Genomic DNA, 22,861 nt, shown 5'->3' with positions numbered 1-22,861 from the left:
CCCAGGCGGTTAGATGAATGGCAATTTGCTGGCGATGCCTTTTAAAATCAGCAATCATGCGCTGTTCCTCCTGCCAACACACAAATAGTCGCGTTCTAGAATCGCGTTCAGCCGAATCAGGTCAAAGCATCCGTCGGCGGCGTGAGTGTTTGAGCTGCCAGCACCGCTTCACAACTTACGAACGCATAGAATTTGTGCCGATTACGGTGATCAAGCGGGACGGCAAGCGCGAATCTTTTGACAGGTCAAAATTAGTCAGGGGATTGATTCGGGCCTGCGAAAAAACAGGTTTGTCTTCCGGGCATCTCGAAACTCTGGCAGAAGAAATCGAGGCGCAACTCCAAGGTCGATCGCTCCGAGAAATCGCCAGTTCAGAAATAGGGGAACTGGTGCTGTTGCACCTGCGGCCGCTCAGCGAAGTCGCTTATGTCCGTTTTGCCTCCGTATATCGGCAATTTCGAGGCATCCGAGATTTTGTAGATACCCTAAATCACCTTCAGAATCCCCTCAACGAAGCTGAAGTTACAGAAACTGGGACAAATTTTGACGCAGATTTGCCGGATTCCGAAGCAGTCGATCGAGAAAGCCCCGCATCCTGCGCGACTCCCAGCTAAACTCGCTCAAATTAATTTAGAGAAATATTCTGGGAGATGGAAAACCGTATCGCGAGGAAGCCCCGGAGTTCGATCGACTCAAGGGACTCTCAGTCGAGCGAGCGTTCTTTTTTCTCAGTAACAGTGCTGGGTATGATATGATCATCATCGGTCTAAAATTGAGTATCACTAGACAACGTAAAAACTCAACTAAATTAGTTGAGTGCGTAGTCACACCGATAGGTGTTGCAGTTTAGGAAAGCTAAATTTGAACAAAACCTAACTAAAGGTCAATACGGCTTAGTTAAGCCAGATCCCCCCTAGCCCCCCTTAAAAAGGGGGGGACAAGAGTATTCTCTTTCGTCCCCCTTCTTAAGGGGGATTTAGGGGGATATCCGGGCAATAAACAGCGTTAGCTCAACCGTATTGAAATACAGGTCGGTGACTAATTAAATACGGTAGGGCATACCGGAATTTATGCTTCTCTAAAAAGCGACCTCTACTTAGACAAGAGTAATCCTGTCACCAGCAAGTCAGCTAGCTGCATAAAGAATCTCAGTTTATTTATACCTGAGAGTGTCACAATAGTCTACTTGACTCTGCAATGTGTAAGATGAAAAGTTTTAACACAGAGCTTGGAGTAACAGTAATGGCAAGCCCGGATGTGCAGTTGCACCGGGGGAAAGTTAGCAAAAACTGACTTTAGTAAAAGATTTTGTAAGAAGTTAACCGCTTTTTCACCAAAATCTCTAATATCTGCCGGCACCAATGAAAAACATGAAGGAGAGAAATCCTAGGAAACTATTCGCATGGTCAATCTCAAAACCACAGTCAAAGACATCGGCTTTACTCACGAAGATTTTGCAGCGCTACTCGATAAATATGACTATCACTTTAGCCCGGGCGACGTAGTAGCCGGTACAGTTTTTAGTATAGAACCCAGGGGCGCTCTGATTGATATCGGTGCTAAAACAGCAGCGTACATTCCCATTCAGGAAATGTCCATCAATCGAGTCGAAAGCCCTGAAGAGGTATTGCAATCAAACGAAACCAGAGAATTTTTCATCCTCACCGATGAAAACGAAGACGGACAATTAACCCTGTCCATCCGGCGCATCGAGTATATGCGGGCTTGGGAAAGAGTGCGACAACTGCAAGCAGAAGATGCTACTGTGCGATCGCAAGTATTTGCCACCAACCGAGGCGGCGCACTTGTCAGAATTGAAGGCTTGCGAGGCTTTATTCCCGGTTCTCACATCAGTACCCGCAAACCGAAGGAAGAATTAGTCGCCGAAGAATTACCATTAAAATTCTTAGAGGTAGACGAAGACCGCAACCGCCTAGTGTTGAGTCATCGTCGCGCCTTAGTCGAACGCAAGATGAACCGCCTCGAAGTCGGGGAAGTGGTCATCGGTACAGTACGCGGTATCAAGCCTTACGGTGCGTTTATCGACATCGGTGGTGTCAGCGGCTTGCTGCACATTTCGGAAATTTCGCACGACCACATCGATACGCCTCATAGCGTCTTCAATGTCAACGACGAAGTGAAAGTGATGATCATTGACTTGGATGCTGAGAGAGGCCGGATTTCTCTCTCCACCAAGCAGTTGGAACCGGAACCGGGCGCGATGGTCAAAAATCGCGAATTGGTTTATGAAAAAGCTGAAGAAATGGCAGCTAAGTTCCGGGAGAAAATGCTCGCTCAAAAGCAAGCTAAAGCAGGCATAGATGTTCCTGTAGACTCAACTGATGTTGATGATGATATCTCCGACGAAATACTCGAAGATGTACCCTCAGCAATGGAAGAGGATGAGCCCGAAGTAGCAGCAGAAGCCGCACCAGAAGTAGCAGCAGAAGCCGCACCAGAAGTAGCAGCAGAAGCCGCACCAGAGGTAGCAGCAGAAGCCGCACCAGAGGTAGCAGCAGAAGCCACACCCGAAGTAGCAGCAGAAGCCGCACCGGAAGTCGCAGCAGAAGCAGTATTAGATGTAGAGGAAGAAATCTCTCCTGCGACGGAAGAATAACATCGCAGTTAGTGTTATTAAGAGAGGGAATTTTCCCTCTTTTTTTTTGAGTTAGTCATGAGTTATTAGTCATTAGTCGCTGCTGGGTGGTTGATAATTCAATACGGTTCACTTAACAGTATTTATACCCCGGAGATCCCCCTCGCATCCCCCGAAAGCAAGGGGGACTTTGAGGGCATCCTTGTCCCCCCCTTTTAAGGCTACCGTGTACACACATCTCTGTGTAGAACCAAAATCCTCGGAGATCCCCCTAAATCCCCCTTAAAAAGGGGGACTTTGACTCCGGTTCCCCCCTTTTTAAGGGATCTCATGACTTGTGTGTACACCGTAGCCCTTATTAAGGGGGGGCTAGGGGGGATCTAATTCTATGCAGCCTCATAAAAAATTGGTATTAGTCCTAATTTATTCAATCTAGAGGATTGAAGTCCCTACTAAAAACCCTCAGAAACCTACTGATTTGGACTGGTAGGGCCGATGACACCGACTTTGTGACGAAAACTTAGTTCGCCGCCGAACCAGCCTGTAATGCCCAGCAAGGTTGCCACGACGATCGATATTGCTAAACCTGTATATACGATCGGCTGGGCCGGATTTCCCTGTCGCAACAGCAGGTTAATCAGGGAAAGTACGAGAGCCGCCACATTGCCGCCCATGTGCAACCAACCAGCACTGCGCTCGCGCACTCTTTTAATTCTCGTAAAATCTAAAAAGCCCGTGATCCCAGCCAAAATCCCCGCACCAAAACCGCAACCGATCAGCCAAACCGAAGCTCTCGCCCAAAACGGATCGCTTGTCAGCCAATAACCGATATCCGTGCCGGCGGCTCCTACTAAAAAGGCTACAGGAAACACGATCAGCACTGGGTGGAGGGGATGGCCTGCAACTGAAACTGTACTTGTAATTCCGGCATCGCGATACTCTGTGTCATCACTTTCGAGAATCGGCGGAATATTGGGATAGGGCGTATTATTTATTTGATTTGTTTCCATGATTTCTAGCGATTAGTGTTCTACCTACAAAGCCCGTTTTTATTGGATTGAACTTAATCCCAAATCCGCTCGCCATTTTCGTCAACGCGGGCCTGCCGAATTACGTCGGAAATTTCATCGGCGTCTTTGACGTGGTGCAAAGCTTTCTTTTCCCCATCGGGTTCTTCTACGATCACATAAGTTGGAACTGTAACAACATCTCCCGTGATGTCGGGTACGTGGTCAACTGCCAGTTGCTTGGCTTTTTCTTCGATGGTTTGCGGTTTGTCGGAAATGCGATCGCCCGGATTGACTGTGCGCTCCATATCTTTGCCTGGTTTGTCGATACTCATAAAAACCTCTCTGGTACTTCTAATTTTTTGCTGACTCTAATTCCTACTATTGAACGAAAAATATCTCTACGCAAACATCTCCCGACGGGTGGAAGTTTCAGTTATGCCGATCGCAGGCAGCCTCTTCCTGTAGGTAGAGGTTTTTCGATTCGTTCCGAAAAAACCTAAGCTAAAATCTAAGCATGATATTTTCCTTCCCTTTGAGTTGCTCATGAAAAGTTGCGATTGGATTGTTGTCGGCGGCGGCATTACGGGTGCATCACTGAGTTACGAACTGGCAAAAAAAGGTTTTGCTGTGCTGCTTTTGGAACGAGATGCTACCATGCAAAATGCTACTCGTTTTAGTTATGGTGGCTTGGCTTATTGGTCGGGAACGACTGATTTAACTCGCCAATTGTGTCGGGAAGGTATCGAACGCCACCGCAATTTATCGGCGGAATTAGATGCTGATACTGAGTTTCGCGAGTTGGATTTGTTGCTGACAATTGATGCGGGTACTGATGCCGAAAAAGTTGCGACTAATTACGCGCATTTTGCAATTCCCCCGCAGCTTTTGAGTGTTGCAGAAGCTGGGGAGTTGGAACCTTTGCTGAATAAAAGTGCGATCGCCGGAGCTCTGACTGTGCGCCACGGTCACATTTCGCCGACTGCCACAAATAAAGCTTATTGTCAAGGGTTTCTACGGTTGGGAGGCACTATAGAATTTGCTGAAGTAATTGGGTTTATAGAAGAGGGAAATCAGATTTCGGGAGTCAAGACGGCGCAGGGAATTTATCGTTGTGAAAATGCTGTGGTTTGTGCTGGAGGTTGGAGTCGGAGTTTACTGAAGCTGGCTGGTGTTTCTGTGGGAGTTTATTTTACTCGCACGGAGATTTTGGAAACTGCACCTGTGGATTTAAAACTCAGGACTTTGGTGATGCCTGCGGTATTAAAACGTTTTGAATTGGAAGCTGAATCGAGTAGAATTGAGGTGGATTTTCTTTGGGATGAACCTGGTAAAGAGTTGCTGTCGCCGATTTTAGATGTGGGTGCAATTGGGTTTAATGATGGCAGTTTGCGGATCGGGCAATTGTCTCGCACGTTGAGCGATTTGAATGCTAAAGTCGATCGCGAAACTAGCGAAAGGGCAATTCGTGCAGGAATCAGCAAAGTTTTGCCTGAGTTGGCAGGTTTACCGGCAACTTGGCACGAGTGTAGTGTGGCATTTAGCGCTGATAATTTGCCCGTAGTGGGGCCGATTGCCGATCGCCCTGGATTGCACGTTTTTTCTGGTTTGAGCAATCCTTTGGCTATTGTGCCGGCTTTAGCTGAGCGATTTGCGAAGGCGGCGGGGGGAGGAGAAGATTGGGCTATCGAGCTTTTGTCTCCGGATAGATTTACTGGAAATGACTAATGTTAACTGTTAGTGGGGAGGGCGGGTTTATGTATATTGTTAGTTGGAATTATAGATGGTTGGTGAAACTCGCCCCTACAGATAAAATATCAAGATACAAGGGGCGGGTTCACCCTAATTTATATCATCAAATCGCAGAACTCAAAAACCCGCCCCTCCCATCGCAGATACTGATGACTAATCACTAATGACTAATGACTACTAACTACAAAAGGTAGCACGACAATAAATGTAGTACCTTTGTCGATCGCACTTTCCACACTTATTGTACCGCCGTGCAGGTCAACTATGTGTTTAACAATGCAGAGTCCCAAACCCGATCCTTTAATCTTGCCTACATTAGCACCCCGTTCAAACTGCTGAAATAGTTTTCCTTGATATTCCGGTGTCATCCCAATTCCCTCATCTCGAACGCACAAAATTATTTGTTGGTTTTCGCAGATTAGGTCTAAACTTACCTTGCCACCGTTTGGAGAATATTTAATGGCGTTTGAAAGCAAATTAGTCAGAAGGTGGTGGAGTAGTTTTGCGTCGAGATTGGCGTGCAGCGGATCTGTTTGACTGCGGAAATTTAGGATGTGTTTGTCGGTGACGATAGGTTGCAGTTCTTCTAAAATAGAATTGCATAAATCCGTCGCATTGATCGGATTTAAATTTAAGGAAATTTTGCCTGATTCTGCTTTGCTAAGCATTAAAATATCTTCCAGCAAACCACTCATATTACTGACGGCTTTTTTAATGCGATCAACATTTTTTTGGGTAGTTTCGGGGTTGCTCTGCAAGTCGCTATCTTCTAACATTTCAGCCGATAACTGTATAGTAGTTAAAGGAGTGTTTAAATCGTGGTAAGCCATTGAAATAAAGCGCGATCTATTTTCGTTTTTTTCTGCTGCTAACGCCATTAAATTTTTCAGACTAACTGCTTCTTGATGTTTACTAAGTGCTATCTTGATAGTGGCGTGCATTTCTCTTTCTTTAAAAGGTTTGAGGAGGTAGCCGTAAGAACCAGTATTTTCGGCTCGCTGCAAAGTTTCGTCGTCGGCATAGGCAGTTGTATAGATAATTGGTATATCTAATTCTTGATTAATTATTGCTGCTGTTTCTATGCCGTCAATGTCGCCTTTGATAACTATGTCCATTAAAATTAAATCGGGTCTTAGTTCGCGCGCACGCTGGATGGCATCGGCTCCTGAAGAAACGATATCGGCGATTTGATATCCCAACTTTTCTAATTTTGGGGATAAGTTTTTAGCAATTAACAGTTCGTCTTCGACAATCAAAATCTTAATTGGTTTTTCAGAAAAACTCATATTTTTACAATCTTTGAAAGTAGTTTAACTCGTTAAATTTTAAGTGAAATGCTGTCCCAACTTTTCTGGATATTTCGATAGTTCCTTCTAACTGCTCGGTTAAAGTGCAGACAACTTGAAAGCCCATTGAGTTAGTTTTCCTAAAATCTAAGTTTTGAGGAAAGCCGATGCCGTTGTCCTTAACTAAGAGGTTGATTTCTCCATCGCCCGTTTGATAACATTCTACACTAACTGTACCACTTGTGGCATCAGGAAAAGCGTGTTTCAGGGTATTTGAAACCAATTCATTGGCAATTAAACCGCAGGGAGTAGCGGTTTCAAGATTTAGGGAAATTGGCTCAGCTAATACCTGCAACTGAATTTGGTTGTTGCTAATATTGTAAGAGTGAAACAAGTTACTTACCAAATCTTCAAGATATTCGCCAAAATTAATTTGCGCTAGGTTAGTCGAGCGGTACAGTTTTTCGTGAATCAGAGCCATAGAATAAAGGCGATTCTGACTTTCTTCAAACATTTTGCTTACTTGCGGGTCGGCAACTGTGTTCGATTGCAATTCTAACAGACTGGCAACTACGCAAAGGTTGTTTTTGACGCGGTGGTGAATTTCTTTAAGCAAAATTTCTTTTTCTCTAAGGGAGTTTTTCAAATTTGCTTCCGCTTGTTTGCGGTCGCTCAGTTCAGCTTGCAGTTGCTGGTAGAGTAGAGATTGGTGAATGGCGATCGCTAATTGATTCACCAACTGGTGAAATAAATTGATTTCCCATTCTTGCCACTCACGAGAGTCATGGCATTGGTGGGCAATCAGCAATCCCCAAAGCTGGCTGTGCTGAATAATCGGCACTACTAACTTTGCCCTAACTTGAATTTCTTTCATAAACTCCACCACACAAGGTGTAATCCAGGGAGAATCTAGTTCGGAAATCGCACAAATTCGCCCTTGCAAATAAAGCTGATAACTTTCGGCCGGAAAAACCTCTTCGCCAAAATATCTATCCACGAGTTGGCTGCATCCTTCTGCCACGGCTTCAGCAATGACTCGCCCGCCCTTTTTGGGTAAAATTTGATAAACCAAAACTCGATCGGCTAATAATACTTGCTGGAGTTCGGCAACCGTAGTGTTGAGAATTTCCTCTAATTGCAAAGACTGGCGGACACGACGGGCGATCGCCTCCACGAGCCGTTCTCGCTCGAACTGCTGCTGCAGCGCTATTTCGGCGTATTTAGAATTGGTGATATCGGCGGCGTAACCAATAATTTCGATCGGAATGCTCCTGCTGTCAACCAATAGTTTCAGTTCCGTCCGTAGCCAGCGGTAAAGTCCGTCTCGGTGCAGAAAGCGGTACTCGCAAATGCAATTTTTACCCTCGGACAAATCATAAAAGTTTGCTAGAAATTGGAGCCGCTCTTCAGGGTGAATCCGGCTTAACCAAAATTTAGAATCGGCTAACAGTTCTTGGGGGTCGTAGCCCACGATTGCCTTAACGTTGTCGCTAATGTAAGTAGTACAAAAATCTCCCGTGGGTGAGGCAGTAAAAATTACTGCCGGATTAGAACCCAGCAAAAATTGCAGGCGTTCTTTTAACTGCTGAAATTCCATTTCTGCCCGCTTACGATAACTGATATCTTCGATCGCCCCCATGCTGTAGAGAGGAATGCCCTCGCGATCGCGGATCAGCGTCACCGTCAAGTTTGCCCACATCAGCTCGCCATTCTTCTTAATCAAGCGTTTTTCCGTTTGGAAGCGAGAAATCTTGCCGCAGACCAACTGCTTGACTTGCTCCACATCTGCTTGTAAATCTTCTGGATGCGTGAGTTCAGTAAAAGTCATGGTAGCCAACTCCGAATCGCTGTAGCCCAACATCTGGCGGTGAGCTTCATTCACTTTGATCGTGCGGTAGTCGCGCACGCTTGCCAAACCAATCGCGATCGGAGCATCGTCAAATAAGTTGCGAAACTTTTCCTCGCTCTTTTGCAGTGAAGCTTCTGCGTGTTTGCGAGCGGTAATGTCTCGGGCGACCCACATCACCCGATCGAACTCCAGCGGCGAAATACTGGCATCAAACCAAAATAACTTGCAGCCAATTTCCATGCTGTATTCAACTCTGTGGGTTTGCCCAGATGCCAATGTTTGGCGAATGTGGCTCAGGGCAAAATTAGCTTCCGCTTCTGGGAAGATTTCGGCGAGGGTTTTGCCCAGCACTTCAGGAGCCGGTTTGTACAGCAGTTCGGGAGCCGTGGGGGCGATTTTGAGGTAGCGGCCGCTTGCGTCGAAAACCAGCACGATATCCGTCATGGCGTTAAACAGCGCCAGCAGTTCGGCTTCGGAGCTTTGGAGTTTTTCTTCGGTCAATTTGCGATCGGTAATGTCGGTGTCAGTGCCAGTCAGGCGGAAGGCCTTGCCAGAAGCCGATCGGATCGCGCTGCCACGGGCAAGTATCCAGCAGGTGCTGCCGTCTTTACGCAGCATCCGGTGTTCTACTTCATAAATTTCTGTCACACCCTCTAGATAAGTATTTACTGCTTCGGCGACTGCAACTCGATCGTCGGGATGAACGTGAGACACCCAATTTTCCATGCGGTTGGGAATCTCTGCGTCCTGATAGCCCAACAAAGCTTTCAAAGACGGAGCAATGTAGATTTCGTCGGTTTCCAAATTCCAGTCCCAAACCCCCACTTTGCCAGCCGATACCGCCAGTTCGTACCATTGTGTCCGCTGCTGCACTCGCAGTTCTAACTCTGCATTGAGCTGCTGCAAAGCGATTTCTGCTTGTTTGCGATCCGTGACATCCCGGCCTGCAGCTTGATACTCGACGATTTGTCCGCTTTCGTCGAAGATAGCCCGATCGATCCACTGCTGAGTGCGAATTTCCCCGCTTGGCAAAATGACTCGGTGTTCGCAGGTAAAAACAGGCTTGTCGGGAGACACATAAGTATATAGATCTGGAAAAATTTCTCGGTCTGCTTCTGGGATCAGTGGCATAAAGCTGTTGCCGAGCAAGTCTTCTGGTTGCACGCCGAAATAGCGGCAGTAAGCTTGATTGACAAATGTGATTTTACCGTCGGGGAGGTAGCGGCAAATCAGTTCGGTTTGGTCTTCCACAATTGCTCGGTAGCGCGCCTCGCTCTCCCGCAGGGCTGTTTCGGCATTTGGGCGATCGCTGACTTTTTCTAGTTCACAATTGCCCTCTAACAGTTCGCATTGTTCCTGGAGTTTTGCCACTTCTTGATTCAGTGCCTCGATCCAGCTAGACATTGCGGGGCGAATACTTTTTTCACTGATTAAACCTACTGGCTGACCCCGTTCATCTACAATTGGCAAGCAATCGATCGAGTATTGACAAAATAGCTTAAATGCGGTAATAAGATCTGTAAATTCTGATTCTTGTAAGACAATTAAATTCCGCGTCATTGCGTCGGCAACTTTCATGCCTTGCCATCCGTATTCGGCCGCGGCTAAGTTCAGCACATCTTCCGGGCTTAGCAGTCCGACTAGCTGATTTTCATCGACAACTAAGACGCAACTAATCGATGCTTTTACAGTTTCGTTTGAGTCGGGAAATGCAGGTGAATTAGGCAGTGGGCAAGGGTTGCTCGTCCGACGCATCAGGGCGATCGCCTCTGCGAGGGAAGTTGAGGGCGCAACCGTCACAGGGTGACGATCGACAGCTTCGTCGGGCGATCGTAAATTTGCCGACAAATTAGCAAGTTCCATTAGTCTGGGTCAAAAAGTATTGCTAATTAACTTTAGCAATACTTTTAGTCATCAGCCAGATGACTTATGACTGATGAGCTGCCTGATTTCCGGCCAATGAGAATATAAGTTTTCATTCCCCCTTTGCCTTTAACTTCAATCATTCCTCTCTCCTGAAATAAATATTTATTTTCCAACAATTTATAAGTAGTTTCGCTCACTTGAATCCGCCAAGGCAAACCCTGAGATTCCATGCGGGAAGCAATATTTACCGTGTCGCCCCATAAATCATAAATAAACTTCTTTATACCAATCACTCCGGCAACAACCGGGCCACTATGAATGCCGATACGGATGCTAAAATATTTATTATGGCTAGCATTAAATCGGGCTATTTCTGCTTGCATATCTAGGGCCATTTGGGCGATCGCATCTGCGTGGTCTACCCTGGGTTCAGGCAGTCCTCCTACTGCCATATATGCGTCGCCGATGGTCTTGATTTTCTCTAAACCGTGCCGTTCGCACAAAAGGTCGAATCCTGAGAAAATCTTATTCAGGAGTTCCACAAGTTCGATCGGATTCATGACGGCAGACAAAGCAGTAAACCCCACAATGTCTGCAAACAAAACAGTCACTTCCGGAAAGTATTCGGCAATAGTAGTTTCGTTTTGCTTGAGGCGTTCTGCTATTGCCTTGGGCAAGATATTTAACAGCAGCTTTTCTGATTTTTCTTGCTCTTCCCGCAGGGCATCTTCTGCTTGCTTGCGTTCCGTAATGTCGTGGTAACTCCAGACTCGGCCGATAATTGTATCTCCCAGCCGCTGCGGTTGCGAATAGCGTTCAAAAAATCTGCCGTCTTGAAATTCCAACAAGTCATAACTTTCAGCTTCAGGCTGCTCGTAAAGCGATTCTATTCTCTCTTGAAATGCTTGGGGGTCTTTGAGTTGGTTCAGGACAAAGGCGATCGTTGTGGGATCGTCTCGCAGTGCCATCACTTCATTAGGTATGCCCCACATTTCCACAAATTGTCGATTGAAAGTGACGATTTTTCCGCTCCTGTCAATCGCTAAAATACCGTCCGCAGTAGAATCAAAAGTTGCTAGCAGCAGGGACACAGATTTTGCTAGGGCGTCTTCCGCCATTTTTCGAGCAGTAATGTCTCGCAAAATAGCGCGAATCGCTACTAGCGAACCTGCCGCAAATTTACAGCTTATGCTGCCTTCAAGCAAAATTATTTCATGATATTTAGTAATAAACGTTAGTTCAATCGAGTCGGGATACAATGTATTTTCATTTACCGTTTTTTGGGTAATAGCTTTATAAAATATATCCAGAGACTCTGGGGAACTGTTGGGATGAATGATATCAAAAATAGTCATTTGAGCAATTTCTGCTTCGCTGTAGCCCAGAGTTTCCCGCCCAGCCCGATTTACATACAAAAAATGACCGTCGGCTCCAATACTTTGAATTAAGTCCGTAGCATTCTCAAATAAGTCTCGCAGTTGTTCTTCACTTTGCCGCAAAGCTATTTCCGCTTGCTTGCGCTTGATAAATTGACCGATTTGGCTACCGATTGTTGCCATTGTCTGGAGCAATTCTTCATCAAAACACTGCACTTCGCGACTGAATAAAATCATCACCCCCAAAACAGACCGGGCAGATTTTTCCGGCTCGTAGCCGCCCAAAATTGGGAAACCAAAAGCTCCGTGCAGTCCTTCTTCTGCAGCAATTTCTCGGCGCAGACAACTGTCGCTTTTTGTGACATCTGCAATCCACTGAGAGGAACCGCTAGCCCAAACTAAACCGGGCAATCCTTCCCCAAATGCACAAGTCATTTGTTCGGTAAATTCGGCAAATTTGGTGATAGAAACTGAGCGTTTTGTCCAACTGGCGACGCAGCGAAGCAAATTGGGGTCGGAAACCGCAGTTATTCTCTTAGTTTCTGACAGCAGTTTTTCCCCAGATTCTGGCATCCAAAGTTCGGCAGTATCCCATCCCAAGCTGTCACAAATTACGGGGAGAATTGCTGCTATAGCTTTTTTGATTGTTTCGGATGCCGACAGGATGCGAGTGGTGATGTACTGAGTTATTTGTCGCTTGCGAGCCCGCTGTCTATCTGTGACATCGCGGCCGATGTAAACGAAATCTTGAAGGGCGGGCCCAGAGCCAGAAATACCTTTAATATCAGTCGAAATCGCCGTACAGGAAAACGAAACTGTTAGCTTTTCTCCGGTTTTTGCCGTGCAAATTACTTCGGCGTTAGTTGGCAATTGTTGAGGCTCCTCTTGGCTGACTGCTTGCAAAGAGGAGCCAAAAGCAGCAAGAGCGTCTATTTTCTGGCCTACTAATTCTGATTCACTGTAACCGAACAAATCTTGAGCCGCTTGATTGACTTTTTTAATCTTTCCCGAGGCTGTTGTTACCAACAAAACTTCGGCCATTGAAGTAATAATTTTTTCAACATAATTATTAGTAGCCGCTAAGGTACTCAATAAAATATCCATTTCATTGGTAGCTTGTACTAAAGTTTGTTCTAAAGCCATCCTATCAGTTACGTCTTCAAAAAATATAATTAATCTCTGATAATTCTCGTCATTGGTGAAATCGACGATATACATATCAAAATAAAGCCTCGAATCATTTCCTAATAACCGGGTAATCGCTTTGAATTCAAAATTTGGCAAACGTTTTTCAAAAATATCAATTAAAATTTCTTCCGTTCCCACCAATTCTGGAAAGGGAATGCGGACATCGTTGCCGGCGACTACTTCGTCGGGAGAGTCGGCAAATCGCTGAACTTGCAGAGAGATTTCTTGGATTAAAAAGTTTTTATCAAGTGCTAGGTACTCCAAGTGGTGGGGAACTAACAGTTTTTTTAACATGGTTTTCATGTGAGATTTTTAGTATTGAAGGCGCCCTCTGGCTCAAATTATCTAAAATCAATCTATTTATCTCTGTTTCTCAAAGGGAATTCTGACTATAAAGGTAGTGCCTAACCCTATCTCGCTGGAAAATTCGATTTGACCTCCGTGCAAATCTACACAGTGCTTGACTATGGATAAACCCAGTCCTGTACCGGGTATTTTTCCGATATTTTTGGCTCGATAATAAGATTCAAACAGTTGTTCTTGGTCTTCTATAGGAATGCCTATGCCTGCGTCTTTAATTTTAAATATAGCTTCTTCATTATTCTGACAATTTAATTCAAAATAAATATGGCTGTCGAGGGGCGAATATTTGACAGCATTTGACAGCAAATTTGTCAAGATGTGCCGCAGCAATTTTGGATCTAGTGCGGGCAACTGTTGCGTTTCCTGCGAGTCGGTATCATTTTGTTTCGCTGGCGTAACTAATTCTTGATAAATAAAGTTAATTGTATGATTTTTTCCATAACTAATTTTAATTGATTCTACTAACTCGCTGCAAATTTTTTTTAAGTCAACTGGTGCGGGATAGAATTCGAGTTTTCCTGCTTCGGCGCTGCTAAGCAACCGCACGTCATCTAATAGCTGAGCCATTTGTTGAGATGCTGATTTAACGTGTTGCAGGTATTGTTGTTTTTCCGCGTGGGTGATTTCGTCGCCGTAGTCTTGGAGGATTTTAGTAGCAAATAATACTGTACTTAAAGGATTGCCAAATTCGTGAGCGATCATCGAGAAAAAACGAGATTTTACCTGTCTGAGTTCTTGCTCTTTTGCCAAAGAGCGGCGAATTTCTATTTCTTGTTGTTTGCGTTCTGTGATGTCCCTGCCTATATAAATGAAATTGTAAAGTCCCTCTAATTCTGTCTGAATTGCCGAACAGGAAAATTCTACCCAAATTTCTTCTCCTGCTTTAGTAGTGCAGACTATTTCTAGTTCTCTACGAAGCTCTTTTTGAGACAAAATATAGCGGTGGCGAGCTTGATAAATTAATTTTTCTTCTACCACTATTATGGAGAGGGGGTTGCCGAGCAATTCTGCTTCGCTATACCCAAATAACCATTGTGCAGATTGATTGATTGTTTTAATAGTTCCTAATGTTGTTGTCACCAACAAAGCATCGCCCATCGAACGAATAACTTTATCTATATAATCTTTAGAAGCGGCTAAGGCACTAACCAAAAGATTAGCTTCATTCGCCCTCTGAATTAACGATTGCTTCATCACCATATTTTCGGTGGTATCTTCAATCAAAATTAGCAATTTACTTAGGACATCTTCTTGTTCTTCTTCATATTTGATAGCCAACATATCAAAGTATAAAGGGCGGTTCGGCTCGGCAAACCGAGCGATACCTTTGACTTCAAAGCCCGGCAGCCGTCCCATAATGATAGACATGAGGATATTTTCAATGCCAATCAGTTCGGGAAAACTCAGGCGAGCATCTGCACCGGGTATAGCGTCGCCCGGAATATCGGCATAATGCTGCACTTCGGGGGAGGTTGCCTGAATGATAAAATGGTGATTGACTACAAAATACTGTGTTTGTCGCGGGCCTAACAGCTTTCTTAACAGGGGGTTCATACTTGTTCTACCATTGTGTAAGCTAGTTTGTAGAAAATTTCGTCAACGTCTTTGCCTGTTTTAGCAGATGTCGTGTAAACTGCTATTACTTTGTCTTGACCTATCGAATGGGATATTTCCACTAGCAGCGCCAATTTTTCCTCGTCAATCAAGTCTACTTTGTTCAAAGCGACGATAATTGATCCTTTAGGATTGACTGAAGAAAAAAGCTGAATGTGTTCGGATATTCGCTCAACTGTTTCTGAGCGGCTGACATCGGCAACGATTAAAACGCCGCTAGCTCCCTGCAAGTAAGTCGGTGCAATTCTTTTGAATTTTGTATGCCCTTCTAAGTCCCAAATCAGCAACTTTGCTGTGACGTTTTCTTGGTGTTTTATATTTTCTAATGTAATAATTTTGCTGGAAATTTTGACTCCGACAGTGGAGAGGTACTCGTCGCTGAATTGCCGATCGACAAAACGGCGGATTAGGCTGGTTTTGCCCACGCCAAAATCGCCGATCATACACATTTTTTTAGCTATAGTAACTGACATAATTATTTACTGTTTATGGTCTTAGTTATTGGTTCAAATACCACGCATCTGCTCAAAAGTAGTGGTTGATTGGGTTCTACGCCGTCGGGTGAATTGGGGCTGGCGATCGCTTGGAGGCGCTTGGGGTCAGCACCTTGACGCACTAAAGCATCTCGCACTGCGGCGGCACGCTGGAGCGACAACCGTTGATTTGTGGCAACTTCGCCAGTTCGATCGCTGTGCCCAATTATCTTAATCTGTTTTTGAGGATATTGATCCATGAAATTTTTGACACTGGCGATCATTTCTCCGTATGTTGAGTCTAATGTTGCCGTTCCTTGCTGGAAGTAGATGCGGGTGGTAATTTTCAGCGGGTCTAATTTAACAGTGCTGATGACTGACTGAACACCGGGAATTTGCTTCAGGGACTGAGCTATTTTCTGTGCGTCTGCACCGTCTATAACTGTGCCTTCTACTGTAACTTTGCGATCGCCATAGCGACTAGAAATAGAAACGCCCTCCCTCTGGTTCAAAACAGCGGTAATCCGCTGCACCTCGCCCGCTGTCAAAACGGGATCGGGAGGTACATCTACAGCGATAATTTGATTGTCTAATTTCAGATTGGGTGCAGTTGATGCAGCTATTTTTGCAGCTTTTGCCCGCAATTCTGGATTTGGCAACTTTCCGGTTAACTTGAGAGTGTTGCCCTCAACGTCGGCGTTTAAGCGGTAAACTGCTAATTCTGGGGTCGATGCTAAAGCTAAAGCGACATTTGCTACAAGGGGGCGGTCGATGCTGCGGCGGTACTGATGAATTCCCCAAGGTACTAAGATTAAGCTCAGGGCGACTAAACCGATACCCGCTAGGGCGATCGGGGGTTTTGTTGATTTTTCCCTTTGCAGCGGGTCGAATAAATTTTTTATGAACGGGTGCAGCGACTCCGGTATAGTACCAGGATCGCCGTTAAACTCGTGAATTACTTCAGCATAATTAAGGATGAGATTAGTAACGGTTTGTCGCAGTTTGTTGATGAACGAGTGTGGCGGTTCTCCTTTGATCACGACTGCCATGTAGCAATATCCCGCTACTTCTAGCATAATTTTTGAGTCGCCGTATTCAATTTGATTGAGTTCGGAAACTTCTCCGGGCTGCACGATGCACTCGTTAACAAAGCTGCGAATAGCTGTCAGCATTCCTGCTACCATTTCTGATTCTAACTGGTAGCTTTCTGAGTTTTGAACTTCGGAAATAACCAAGCCTGATGCTTTGTGAATTAAGAATGCTGCTTGGATGGTAAAGGGTACTGATTCTTTGAGGATTAATTCGGCTTCGGAGACTCCTTGTACTTTGGAGCGAATTTTGCGCTGAACTCCTTCGACGCTGAGGGCATTTGACACTTTTTCATTGATTGTCTTGATAGCTTCTGCCATGTATCGGGAAATTGTACTGCCAATTACGGGATAGAGCGCATCCACCATAGAGTCGCGTTCGAGTGCTATTTGGGCTGTAATCGCTTTGCCCATTTCCGGGGCGAGGGCTTGAGCGATCGACTCTTGGTCAAGGCGAATTTGCTCTTTAATTGCCAGACCGATTTCTGGGGCGATCGCCTTAGCAATATCCGCTGGCGAATTCACTATTTGTTGAGCAAGGGCGTCGGGCAGCAATTCAGCGATTGCCGAACTCATTGCCGACTTATTTTCCACAGTTTTTGCCCTAATCACTTCGTCAATAATTGGCCCGATCGCCTTGACAACTTCTTCTCTGGAATCGGCAATTTTGCGGCTGAGAATTTCTGCTATCCAAGGCAGCATCAACTCAATCAACTCTTGGGGATCGTAGATTTGGTGCTCCAGTTTTCCTAATTTATCGTCGATGCTTGCCATCAGGTGGCGCACCCCCGGCAAATCGTTTTCTGCCAGCAGATTTTTCACTTGCTCGATATCCGACATTTGGGAGCCGAAAATTAGACTTTGCAGCCTTTCCATCGCGCTGTCGGCTTCATTTAAATCCTGTTTAATTTGGCCTAATATTTCTCCTGGCTGCGATATCGGTGTCGGCTGTTCTACCAAGTTTGGCATCGATTGAAGCTTATGAACCACCGGATCTAAATATGCAATTTCTGGTGACTTTGAGACTGTGGAAACTATGAAGTCATTGGAAATTTCCGAGGATTTTGACTCGGTTTCGGGAGGGGAAACATCTTGTTGCCGATCAAACCCGTGGGATTTTTGAGCCTGTACTTCCTGTAGAGAATCTTTCATTGTCAAGTTAGACAACTCTTCGACAGGCTTTGATTCCTCCAAGTCCGGCTGGGCGATCGCTAAAACATCTATAGTTTTAGCTGAGGAATAGTCTTTTTCCAGTTCTGAAGTGTTGAGTTTGTGAGTAGCGAATAGCAAACTTTTGAACTCGTCTGCAACAGGCGGGGAATCGCCAGACTCCGGTTTGCGATCGCCAGTTTCGGGTACACTCGCTGCAACTTCCTCTTGCTTTTCTGAGGAAATACCTAACAAATCCATCAACCCGCCGAGGGCCCCAGCTCGATCGTTTTTGTCTCTGCTGTCACCTTCGGACTCTGGATTTTGCTGCGCTGCAATTTCCTCTGGCTCTGCGGAGGAAATACTTAACAAATCCATCAACCCGCCGAGGGCCCCAGCTTGATTATTTTCGTCACTGCTGTCATCTTCGGGATCTGCATTTTGCTGCTTGGAAGCCGCAAAGATTTTGAGATCTACTAACAGATTCAGCAAGGGTTCTAGCTGGGTTGCTGCATCAGCAGCAGACTCGTCAGGTTGAGAAACAAAACCCTCTAACTCATTTTCGTCAGCCGGATTTTCTTTCGGTAAAGCCATGCGTTATTATCCGTGATGGTGGCGCTCCGGCAACAGAAATTCGTTATTTAACTTATTATCCGCAACGCCTTTAAGTTCGGGCACAAATTCTGTTCCTTTGAGCCTCATACCGAGTTCAAACAGAATTTCTGCCATGTCGTCTCTAGAAACTTTAACATCTCTGAGCATGGAAAAGCGGCGATCTAGCTCTTCAAAAACTTGTGTTTTCAAAGTGCGGGTTTCTTCAGATAGTCGCTCTCTGGTTTGGGAGAGTTCGTCGCGAAGTGAATTGGTTTGATTGTCTATAGCCTCGTCGAGGGCTTCCATGCTGCTGGAGAATTTGCGGTTAACGCGATCGACTTGCTGACGGATGTCTGCGCTTTCTTCTTGGGTGTTTGAGGTGAGCGATTTAACTTTCTTTTCTAACGAATCAACTGCAGCCCTCATTTCTCCTGAAAGAACTGTTTTTACTTGTTCGATGCGAGTTTGCATATCTTGCTGCATCATGGACAAGTCGGAATCTATTTTATCGAAGCGGTTATCGTATTCTCTAAGCTGCGCTCCAAAAATTATATCGCGGATCTGGTCGATATTTCCCAGCCGTTCCCGCATTTCTTCTTTAGTTATTTCGGCCATGCTTTTACCTCGAATCTCCTAAAATTGTGAGTTTAAGAACTGTGCTAGTGATTTACTACCGTTGTTGGTGGCACTAGCTTTTTTGAGTGGGCGGGCTTTTATTTTTTGAACTCTCACCCCTGCGTCGGGGATGGGATTTTTTAGAGTCTTGACTCTAAATATCCTGAGATTCAAATTTTTGAGCCTGGTCTTGTCACCAACAATGGCGATTTGCTATCCTTGCCTTGCAGCAAGCTCATAGAAGCGTAGATTTTGCTGCTATACAGCACAGCGCGGTAGGTTTTAATGTCTTGTACTGACATATTCAATCATATCGCATCTTGACAGTGCCTCATACCACAGCGCTTGACCCCCGGCAAAAAGCGGGCGGGCGCTGGCCCACACGTCCCATTATATATAATATATAACTAAAAAGCTGCACAGATCGCTCGCCGATCGGCTCCGAGGGATGTTGCCTTTGGGCAGAAAGCACTTATACAGTCGAACTCTGCCTCTCTCCTCCTACGATCGCCCTATAAAAATTCATAGGGCCCGATCGACAGCGATCAGACCCAATAATATGAGAGCTTTGTTTTTTCTAACAAACGAGATGTGTTTCCGGTTGAGAACTTTTACTTACTAGGGTTTACAACTTGTGCAGCTTTACTTTTAATCCGCAACTACAACTAAGTCTGACTCGACTGCGGTTTGGCTTGACTGCGCGATCGGCAGTTTGCCACTATTGCAAGTTGTGTTCGGTTAATTTCTGCTGCGTCTGGGAATCTAGACCGGAGACACCATGCCTATAACCTCGAACTTTGTTTCTAAGTATAGCGACCTCCTGTTTCTTTCTGTCCCGGTGTCTATTATTAAGTTAGCACGAGCTTTGGGAGGAGTAAAGCACATTTTGCAAAACTTGATAGGTCTTTACATTACTAAGTATAATGATATGAATATCCACATAGATGTAAGTTAGGACTCACGCACTCCGAACAAAGAAACCGGGTTTTTTCACCGAAATTGACGATTTTAAGCAAATACGGTTCAGTTAACACTGTTGATTCCCCGGAGATCCCCCTAAATCCCCCGAAAGCAAGGGGGACTTTGAGAGCTTTCTTGTTCCCCCCTTAAGAAGGGGGGTTAGGGGGGATCGGGCTTAATTGAACCGTATTGGATTTTAAGCAAGTATTGTATTTGAAAAACCGGGTTTCTGGACATCCGTGCGTAAGTCCTATAAATTATATTGTTGCGACATCTTTACATACTTAACAATTTTTGTCATGTCTATTTCTCCTAAGTTTCTCAGTGGTAGCGAAATCCGCGAAACCTTCCTCCAATTTTATGCCGATCGCGGACATAAAATATTACCGAGCGCTTCTTTGGTGCCCGAAGATCAGACAGTGTTGCTGACGATCGCCGGAATGCTACAATTCAAGCCGATATTTCTCGGTCAACGCGCCGCCACTTCGCCGCGCGCCACCACTTCGCAAAAGTGCATCCGCACCAACGACATCGAAAACGTGGGCCGCACCGCCCGCCACCACACGTTTTTTGAGATGTTGGGCAATTTCAGTTTTGGGGATTATTTCAAGAAACAGGCGATCGCCTGGGCTTGGGAACTTTCCACCGAAGTTTTCGGTTTACCAGCGTCCAATTTAGTTGTGAGTGTTTTCCGAGAAGATGACGAAGCCTTTGCGATTTGGCGCGATGAAATTGGCATTCCGGGCGATCGAATTCAACGCATGGGAGAAGCAGACAATTTCTGGCAATCTGGCCCCACAGGCCCCTGCGGCCCTTGTTCCGAGATTTACTACGATTTCCACCCAGAAAAAGGCGACAATATCGATCTCGAAGATGATAGCAGGTTTATCGAATTTTATAACCTGGTTTTCATGCAGTACAATAAAGATGCAGAGGGCAATTTAACACCGCTGCAAAATCAAAATATTGATACTGGGATGGGATTGGAACGGATGGCGCAAATCCTCCAGAAAGTCCCTAACAATTACGAAACAGATTTGATTTTTCCGATCGTCCAATCGGCGGCGGAAATTGCCGGGATTGATTACCACAATAGCGATGAAAAAGTCAAGGTTTCGCTGAAAGTAATTGGCGATCACATTCGGGCTGTGGTGCACATGATTGCGGACGAAATTCGCGCGTCGAATGTGGGTCGGGGTTACATTTTGCGGCGGTTGATTCGCCGGGTGGTGCGCCACGGGCGACTGATTGGAATTCAGGGCGAATTTACGGTGCGGGTGGCTGAAAGTGCGATCGCCCTTTCGGAAGCAGCGTATCCCAACGTGCGATCGCGCGAAGCTCAAATTAAGGCAGAATTGGCAAGGGAAGAGGCGCAGTTTCTCAAGACTTTGGAACGCGGAGAGAAGCTGCTGGAGGAAATTGTCGATCGCACAAAACAGCAAGCCAACCAACAAATCAGCGGTCAAGATGCCTTCACCCTTTACGATACCTACGGTTTCCCCTTAGAACTGACACAAGAAATTGCTGAAGAACAGGGAATAACTGTTGATTTGGATGGCTTTGAAGTCGCGATGAAGGAACAGCAAACTCGCGCCAAAGAAGCTCATCAAACTATCGATTTGACGGTGCAGGGCTCATTGGATAAGTTGGCTGAGACTATCCAAGGAACTGAGTTTGTCGGTTATACTGCATTGTCGATTTTAGCTGAGATAAAAGTTATCTTAGTTGACGGTAAATCTATGGAATCAGCACAGGCGGGAACTGAGGTACAAGTTGTGTTGAATCAAACGCCGTTTTATGCAGAATCCGGCGGACAAACAGGGGATAAAGGTTATTTGAAAAGCGGAGAGAATGGCGAGGGTTTGTTGGTGAGAGTTGATGATGTGAAGAAGGAATCGGATTTCTTCGTGCATTTCGGCTTGGTGGAACGGGGAACGCTAAAAGTTGGCGATAGTTTGACTGCGAAAATTGACAATAGCGGCCGCCGCCGAATTCAAGCTAACCACACAGCAACTCACTTATTGCAAGCAGCTTTGCGGCAAATTGTGGATGATTCAATTTCGCAAGCTGGTTCCCTGGTATCGACAGACAGATTGCGCTTTGACTTCAATTCTCCCCGCGCTGTGACAGCAGAAGAGTTGGAGAAAATTGAGGACTTAGTTAATAGTTGGATTGCGGAAGCCCACGCTGCGGATGTTGCGGAAATGCCGATCGCCCAAGCGAGGGAAAAAGGCGCTACAGCCATGTTTGGCGAGAAGTACGGCGACGTGGTACGGGTAATCGATTTTCCGGGCGTTTCGATGGAATTGTGCGGCGGAACTCACGTCAACAATACGGCTGAAATCGGGCTGTTTAAGATTGTTTCCGAGGCGGGGGTGGCGGCTGGTACTCGCCGGATTGAGGCGGTTTCGGGCCAAGCTGTTTTGGATTATTTGAATGTGCGTGACAGGGTTGTGCGCGATTTGGGCGATCGATTTAAGGCGAAGCCGGAAGAGTTACCCAACCGGATTACTAATTTGCAGAATGAGTTGAAGGATACTCTGAAGCAGTTGGCTGCTGTGAAGTCGGAATTGGCGATCGCGAAATCTGACCAGTTGTTAAATGCGGCTGAGGCGATCGGTGAATTCAAAATCATTGTAGCTCAATTGGGAGATGTGGATGCAGAAGCGCTGAAAACTGCGGCGGAAAGGTTGCAGCAAAAGTTAGGAAATGCTGCGGTTGTTTTGGCTTCGGTTGCTGATGTGGATAAGGTTAGTTTGGTGGCTGCTTTTAGTCCTGAAGTTAATCGGAAAGGATTGCAAGCTGGCAAGTTTATAGGGGGAATTGCTCAACTTTGCGGCGGTAAAGGCGGCGGGCGGCCTAATTTAGCCCAAGCTGGAGGACGCGATGCAAGTAAGTTGCAGTCAGCGTTGGAAAGTGCCCGGAATTTGTTAGTTGAAGGGTTGGGTTAGTCTGGGTTTTCTGTAGGAAACAAAAACTCTTTGTATCTCTCGTTTATCGCCGAGTCTCGATCCCCCCTAGCCCCCCTTAAAAAGCTATGCTTTATAAACATCTTTCTTAACAATAAATTTGACAAAAGTAACTA

The 22,861-nt window shown here is 45.6% G+C and carries 14 protein-coding genes; 4 read left to right on the top strand and 10 right to left on the bottom strand.

What is annotated here, in order from left to right:
* The first annotated feature begins 56 nt into the window (after nucleotides 1-56).
* Both nrdR and QUA58_RS24435 read left to right on the top strand, forming a co-directional pair.
* Nucleotides 57-614 (top strand): transcriptional regulator NrdR, encoded by a 558-nt coding sequence (gene nrdR, locus QUA58_RS24440; RefSeq protein ID WP_333253570.1) that lies wholly within the window; start codon nucleotides 57-59, stop codon nucleotides 612-614.
* A 788-nt stretch (nucleotides 615-1,402) separates the two neighbouring features.
* Nucleotides 1,403-2,617, top strand: coding sequence for a 30S ribosomal protein S1 (locus tag QUA58_RS24435; protein ID WP_333396474.1), 1,215 nt, complete (start codon nucleotides 1,403-1,405; stop codon nucleotides 2,615-2,617).
* A 449-nt stretch (nucleotides 2,618-3,066) separates the two neighbouring features.
* Here QUA58_RS24435 and QUA58_RS24430 read toward each other — a convergent pair whose 3' ends face one another.
* Together QUA58_RS24430 and QUA58_RS24425 are read right to left on the bottom strand one after the other, a co-directional pair.
* A complete protein-coding gene (locus tag QUA58_RS24430; RefSeq protein WP_333253576.1) occupies nucleotides 3,067-3,606 on the bottom strand; it encodes a DUF2231 domain-containing protein in 540 nt (179 codons plus the stop codon).
* A gap of 53 nt (nucleotides 3,607-3,659) precedes the next feature.
* Complete coding sequence (locus tag QUA58_RS24425) at nucleotides 3,660-3,938, bottom strand: hypothetical protein (protein WP_333253578.1); 279 nt, start codon at nucleotides 3,936-3,938, stop codon at nucleotides 3,660-3,662.
* Nucleotides 3,939-4,149: 211 nt separating this feature from the next.
* Here QUA58_RS24425 and QUA58_RS24420 point away from each other — a divergent pair, with 211 nt between their 5' ends.
* Nucleotides 4,150-5,331, top strand: a complete 1,182-nt coding sequence (locus tag QUA58_RS24420; protein ID WP_333253581.1) for an FAD-binding oxidoreductase — start codon at nucleotides 4,150-4,152, stop codon at nucleotides 5,329-5,331.
* Between the two features lie 191 nt (nucleotides 5,332-5,522).
* Here the strand turns inward: QUA58_RS24420 and QUA58_RS24415 are convergent, their stop codons facing one another.
* The 8 genes from QUA58_RS24415 to QUA58_RS24380 all read right to left on the bottom strand — a co-directional run bounded on the left by QUA58_RS24415 (nucleotide 5,523) and on the right by QUA58_RS24380 (nucleotide 19,118).
* The gene (locus QUA58_RS24415) at nucleotides 5,523-6,641 is read right to left on the bottom strand and encodes an ATP-binding protein (RefSeq protein WP_333396471.1); all 1,119 of its coding nucleotides are present in this window, start codon (nucleotides 6,639-6,641) and stop codon (nucleotides 5,523-5,525) included.
* Between the two features lie 4 nt (nucleotides 6,642-6,645).
* Nucleotides 6,646-10,353, bottom strand: a complete 3,708-nt coding sequence (locus QUA58_RS24410; protein WP_333396469.1) for a PAS domain S-box protein — start codon at nucleotides 10,351-10,353, stop codon at nucleotides 6,646-6,648.
* A 44-nt stretch (nucleotides 10,354-10,397) separates the two neighbouring features.
* Nucleotides 10,398-13,223, bottom strand: coding sequence for an adenylate/guanylate cyclase domain-containing protein (locus QUA58_RS24405; protein ID WP_333276675.1), 2,826 nt, complete (start codon nucleotides 13,221-13,223; stop codon nucleotides 10,398-10,400).
* A gap of 57 nt (nucleotides 13,224-13,280) precedes the next feature.
* Complete coding sequence (locus QUA58_RS24400; RefSeq protein WP_333253589.1) at nucleotides 13,281-14,837, bottom strand: PAS domain-containing sensor histidine kinase; 1,557 nt, start codon at nucleotides 14,835-14,837, stop codon at nucleotides 13,281-13,283.
* On the bottom strand, nucleotides 14,834-15,370 hold the full coding sequence (locus QUA58_RS24395; protein WP_333253591.1) for a Rab family GTPase: 537 nt from the start codon (nucleotides 15,368-15,370) through the stop codon (nucleotides 14,834-14,836). The genes QUA58_RS24400 and QUA58_RS24395 overlap by 4 nt, the downstream gene beginning before the upstream one ends.
* A gap of 2 nt (nucleotides 15,371-15,372) precedes the next feature.
* Nucleotides 15,373-18,201 carry an OmpA family protein gene (locus QUA58_RS24390; RefSeq protein WP_333396466.1) on the bottom strand — a complete coding sequence of 943 codons (2,829 nt, stop codon included), beginning with the start codon at nucleotides 18,199-18,201 and terminating at the stop codon, nucleotides 15,373-15,375.
* 6 nt (nucleotides 18,202-18,207) lie between these two features.
* A complete protein-coding gene (locus QUA58_RS24385) occupies nucleotides 18,208-18,816 on the bottom strand; it encodes a hypothetical protein (RefSeq protein WP_333253595.1) in 609 nt (202 codons plus the stop codon).
* 170 nt (nucleotides 18,817-18,986) lie between these two features.
* Nucleotides 18,987-19,118 (bottom strand): hypothetical protein, encoded by a 132-nt coding sequence (locus QUA58_RS24380; RefSeq protein WP_333253597.1) that lies wholly within the window; start codon nucleotides 19,116-19,118, stop codon nucleotides 18,987-18,989.
* Between the two features lie 957 nt (nucleotides 19,119-20,075).
* Here QUA58_RS24380 and alaS point away from each other — a divergent pair.
* Nucleotides 20,076-22,727 carry an alanine--tRNA ligase gene (alaS, locus tag QUA58_RS24375; protein ID WP_333396465.1) on the top strand — a complete coding sequence of 884 codons (2,652 nt, stop codon included), beginning with the start codon at nucleotides 20,076-20,078 and terminating at the stop codon, nucleotides 22,725-22,727.
* The last annotated feature ends 134 nt before the right edge of the window (nucleotides 22,728-22,861 follow it).

The organism is Microcoleus sp. N9_A1 (assembly GCF_036701795.1).
In the GTDB taxonomy this organism is placed as follows: domain Bacteria; phylum Cyanobacteriota; class Cyanobacteriia; order Cyanobacteriales; family Microcoleaceae; genus Microcoleus.
Note: the sequence above shows the minus strand (reverse complement) of the source record. Positions and strands in the feature narration are given on the sequence as shown.

What these genes read in the sequence shown, in the direction of transcription:
- nrdR (WP_333253570.1), top strand. Translation starts at nt 57, where the DNA reads ATGCGCTGTTCCTCCTGCCAACACACAAATAGTCGCGTTCTAGAATCG.
- QUA58_RS24435 (WP_333396474.1), top strand. Translation starts at nt 1,403, where the DNA reads ATGGTCAATCTCAAAACCACAGTCAAAGACATCGGCTTTACTCACGAA.
- QUA58_RS24430 (WP_333253576.1), bottom strand. Translation starts at nt 3,606, where the DNA reads ATGGAAACAAATCAAATAAATAATACGCCCTATCCCAATATTCCGCCG.
- QUA58_RS24425 (WP_333253578.1), bottom strand. Translation starts at nt 3,938, where the DNA reads ATGAGTATCGACAAACCAGGCAAAGATATGGAGCGCACAGTCAATCCG.
- QUA58_RS24420 (WP_333253581.1), top strand. Translation starts at nt 4,150, where the DNA reads ATGAAAAGTTGCGATTGGATTGTTGTCGGCGGCGGCATTACGGGTGCA.
- QUA58_RS24415 (WP_333396471.1), bottom strand. Translation starts at nt 6,641, where the DNA reads ATGAGTTTTTCTGAAAAACCAATTAAGATTTTGATTGTCGAAGACGAA.
- QUA58_RS24410 (WP_333396469.1), bottom strand. Translation starts at nt 10,353, where the DNA reads ATGGAACTTGCTAATTTGTCGGCAAATTTACGATCGCCCGACGAAGCT.
- QUA58_RS24405 (WP_333276675.1), bottom strand. Translation starts at nt 13,223, where the DNA reads ATGAAAACCATGTTAAAAAAACTGTTAGTTCCCCACCACTTGGAGTAC.
- QUA58_RS24400 (WP_333253589.1), bottom strand. Translation starts at nt 14,837, where the DNA reads ATGAACCCCCTGTTAAGAAAGCTGTTAGGCCCGCGACAAACACAGTAT.
- QUA58_RS24395 (WP_333253591.1), bottom strand. Translation starts at nt 15,370, where the DNA reads ATGTCAGTTACTATAGCTAAAAAAATGTGTATGATCGGCGATTTTGGC.
- QUA58_RS24390 (WP_333396466.1), bottom strand. Translation starts at nt 18,201, where the DNA reads ATGGCTTTACCGAAAGAAAATCCGGCTGACGAAAATGAGTTAGAGGGT.
- QUA58_RS24385 (WP_333253595.1), bottom strand. Translation starts at nt 18,816, where the DNA reads ATGGCCGAAATAACTAAAGAAGAAATGCGGGAACGGCTGGGAAATATC.
- QUA58_RS24380 (WP_333253597.1), bottom strand. Translation starts at nt 19,118, where the DNA reads ATGTCAGTACAAGACATTAAAACCTACCGCGCTGTGCTGTATAGCAGC.
- alaS (WP_333396465.1), top strand. Translation starts at nt 20,076, where the DNA reads ATGTCTATTTCTCCTAAGTTTCTCAGTGGTAGCGAAATCCGCGAAACC.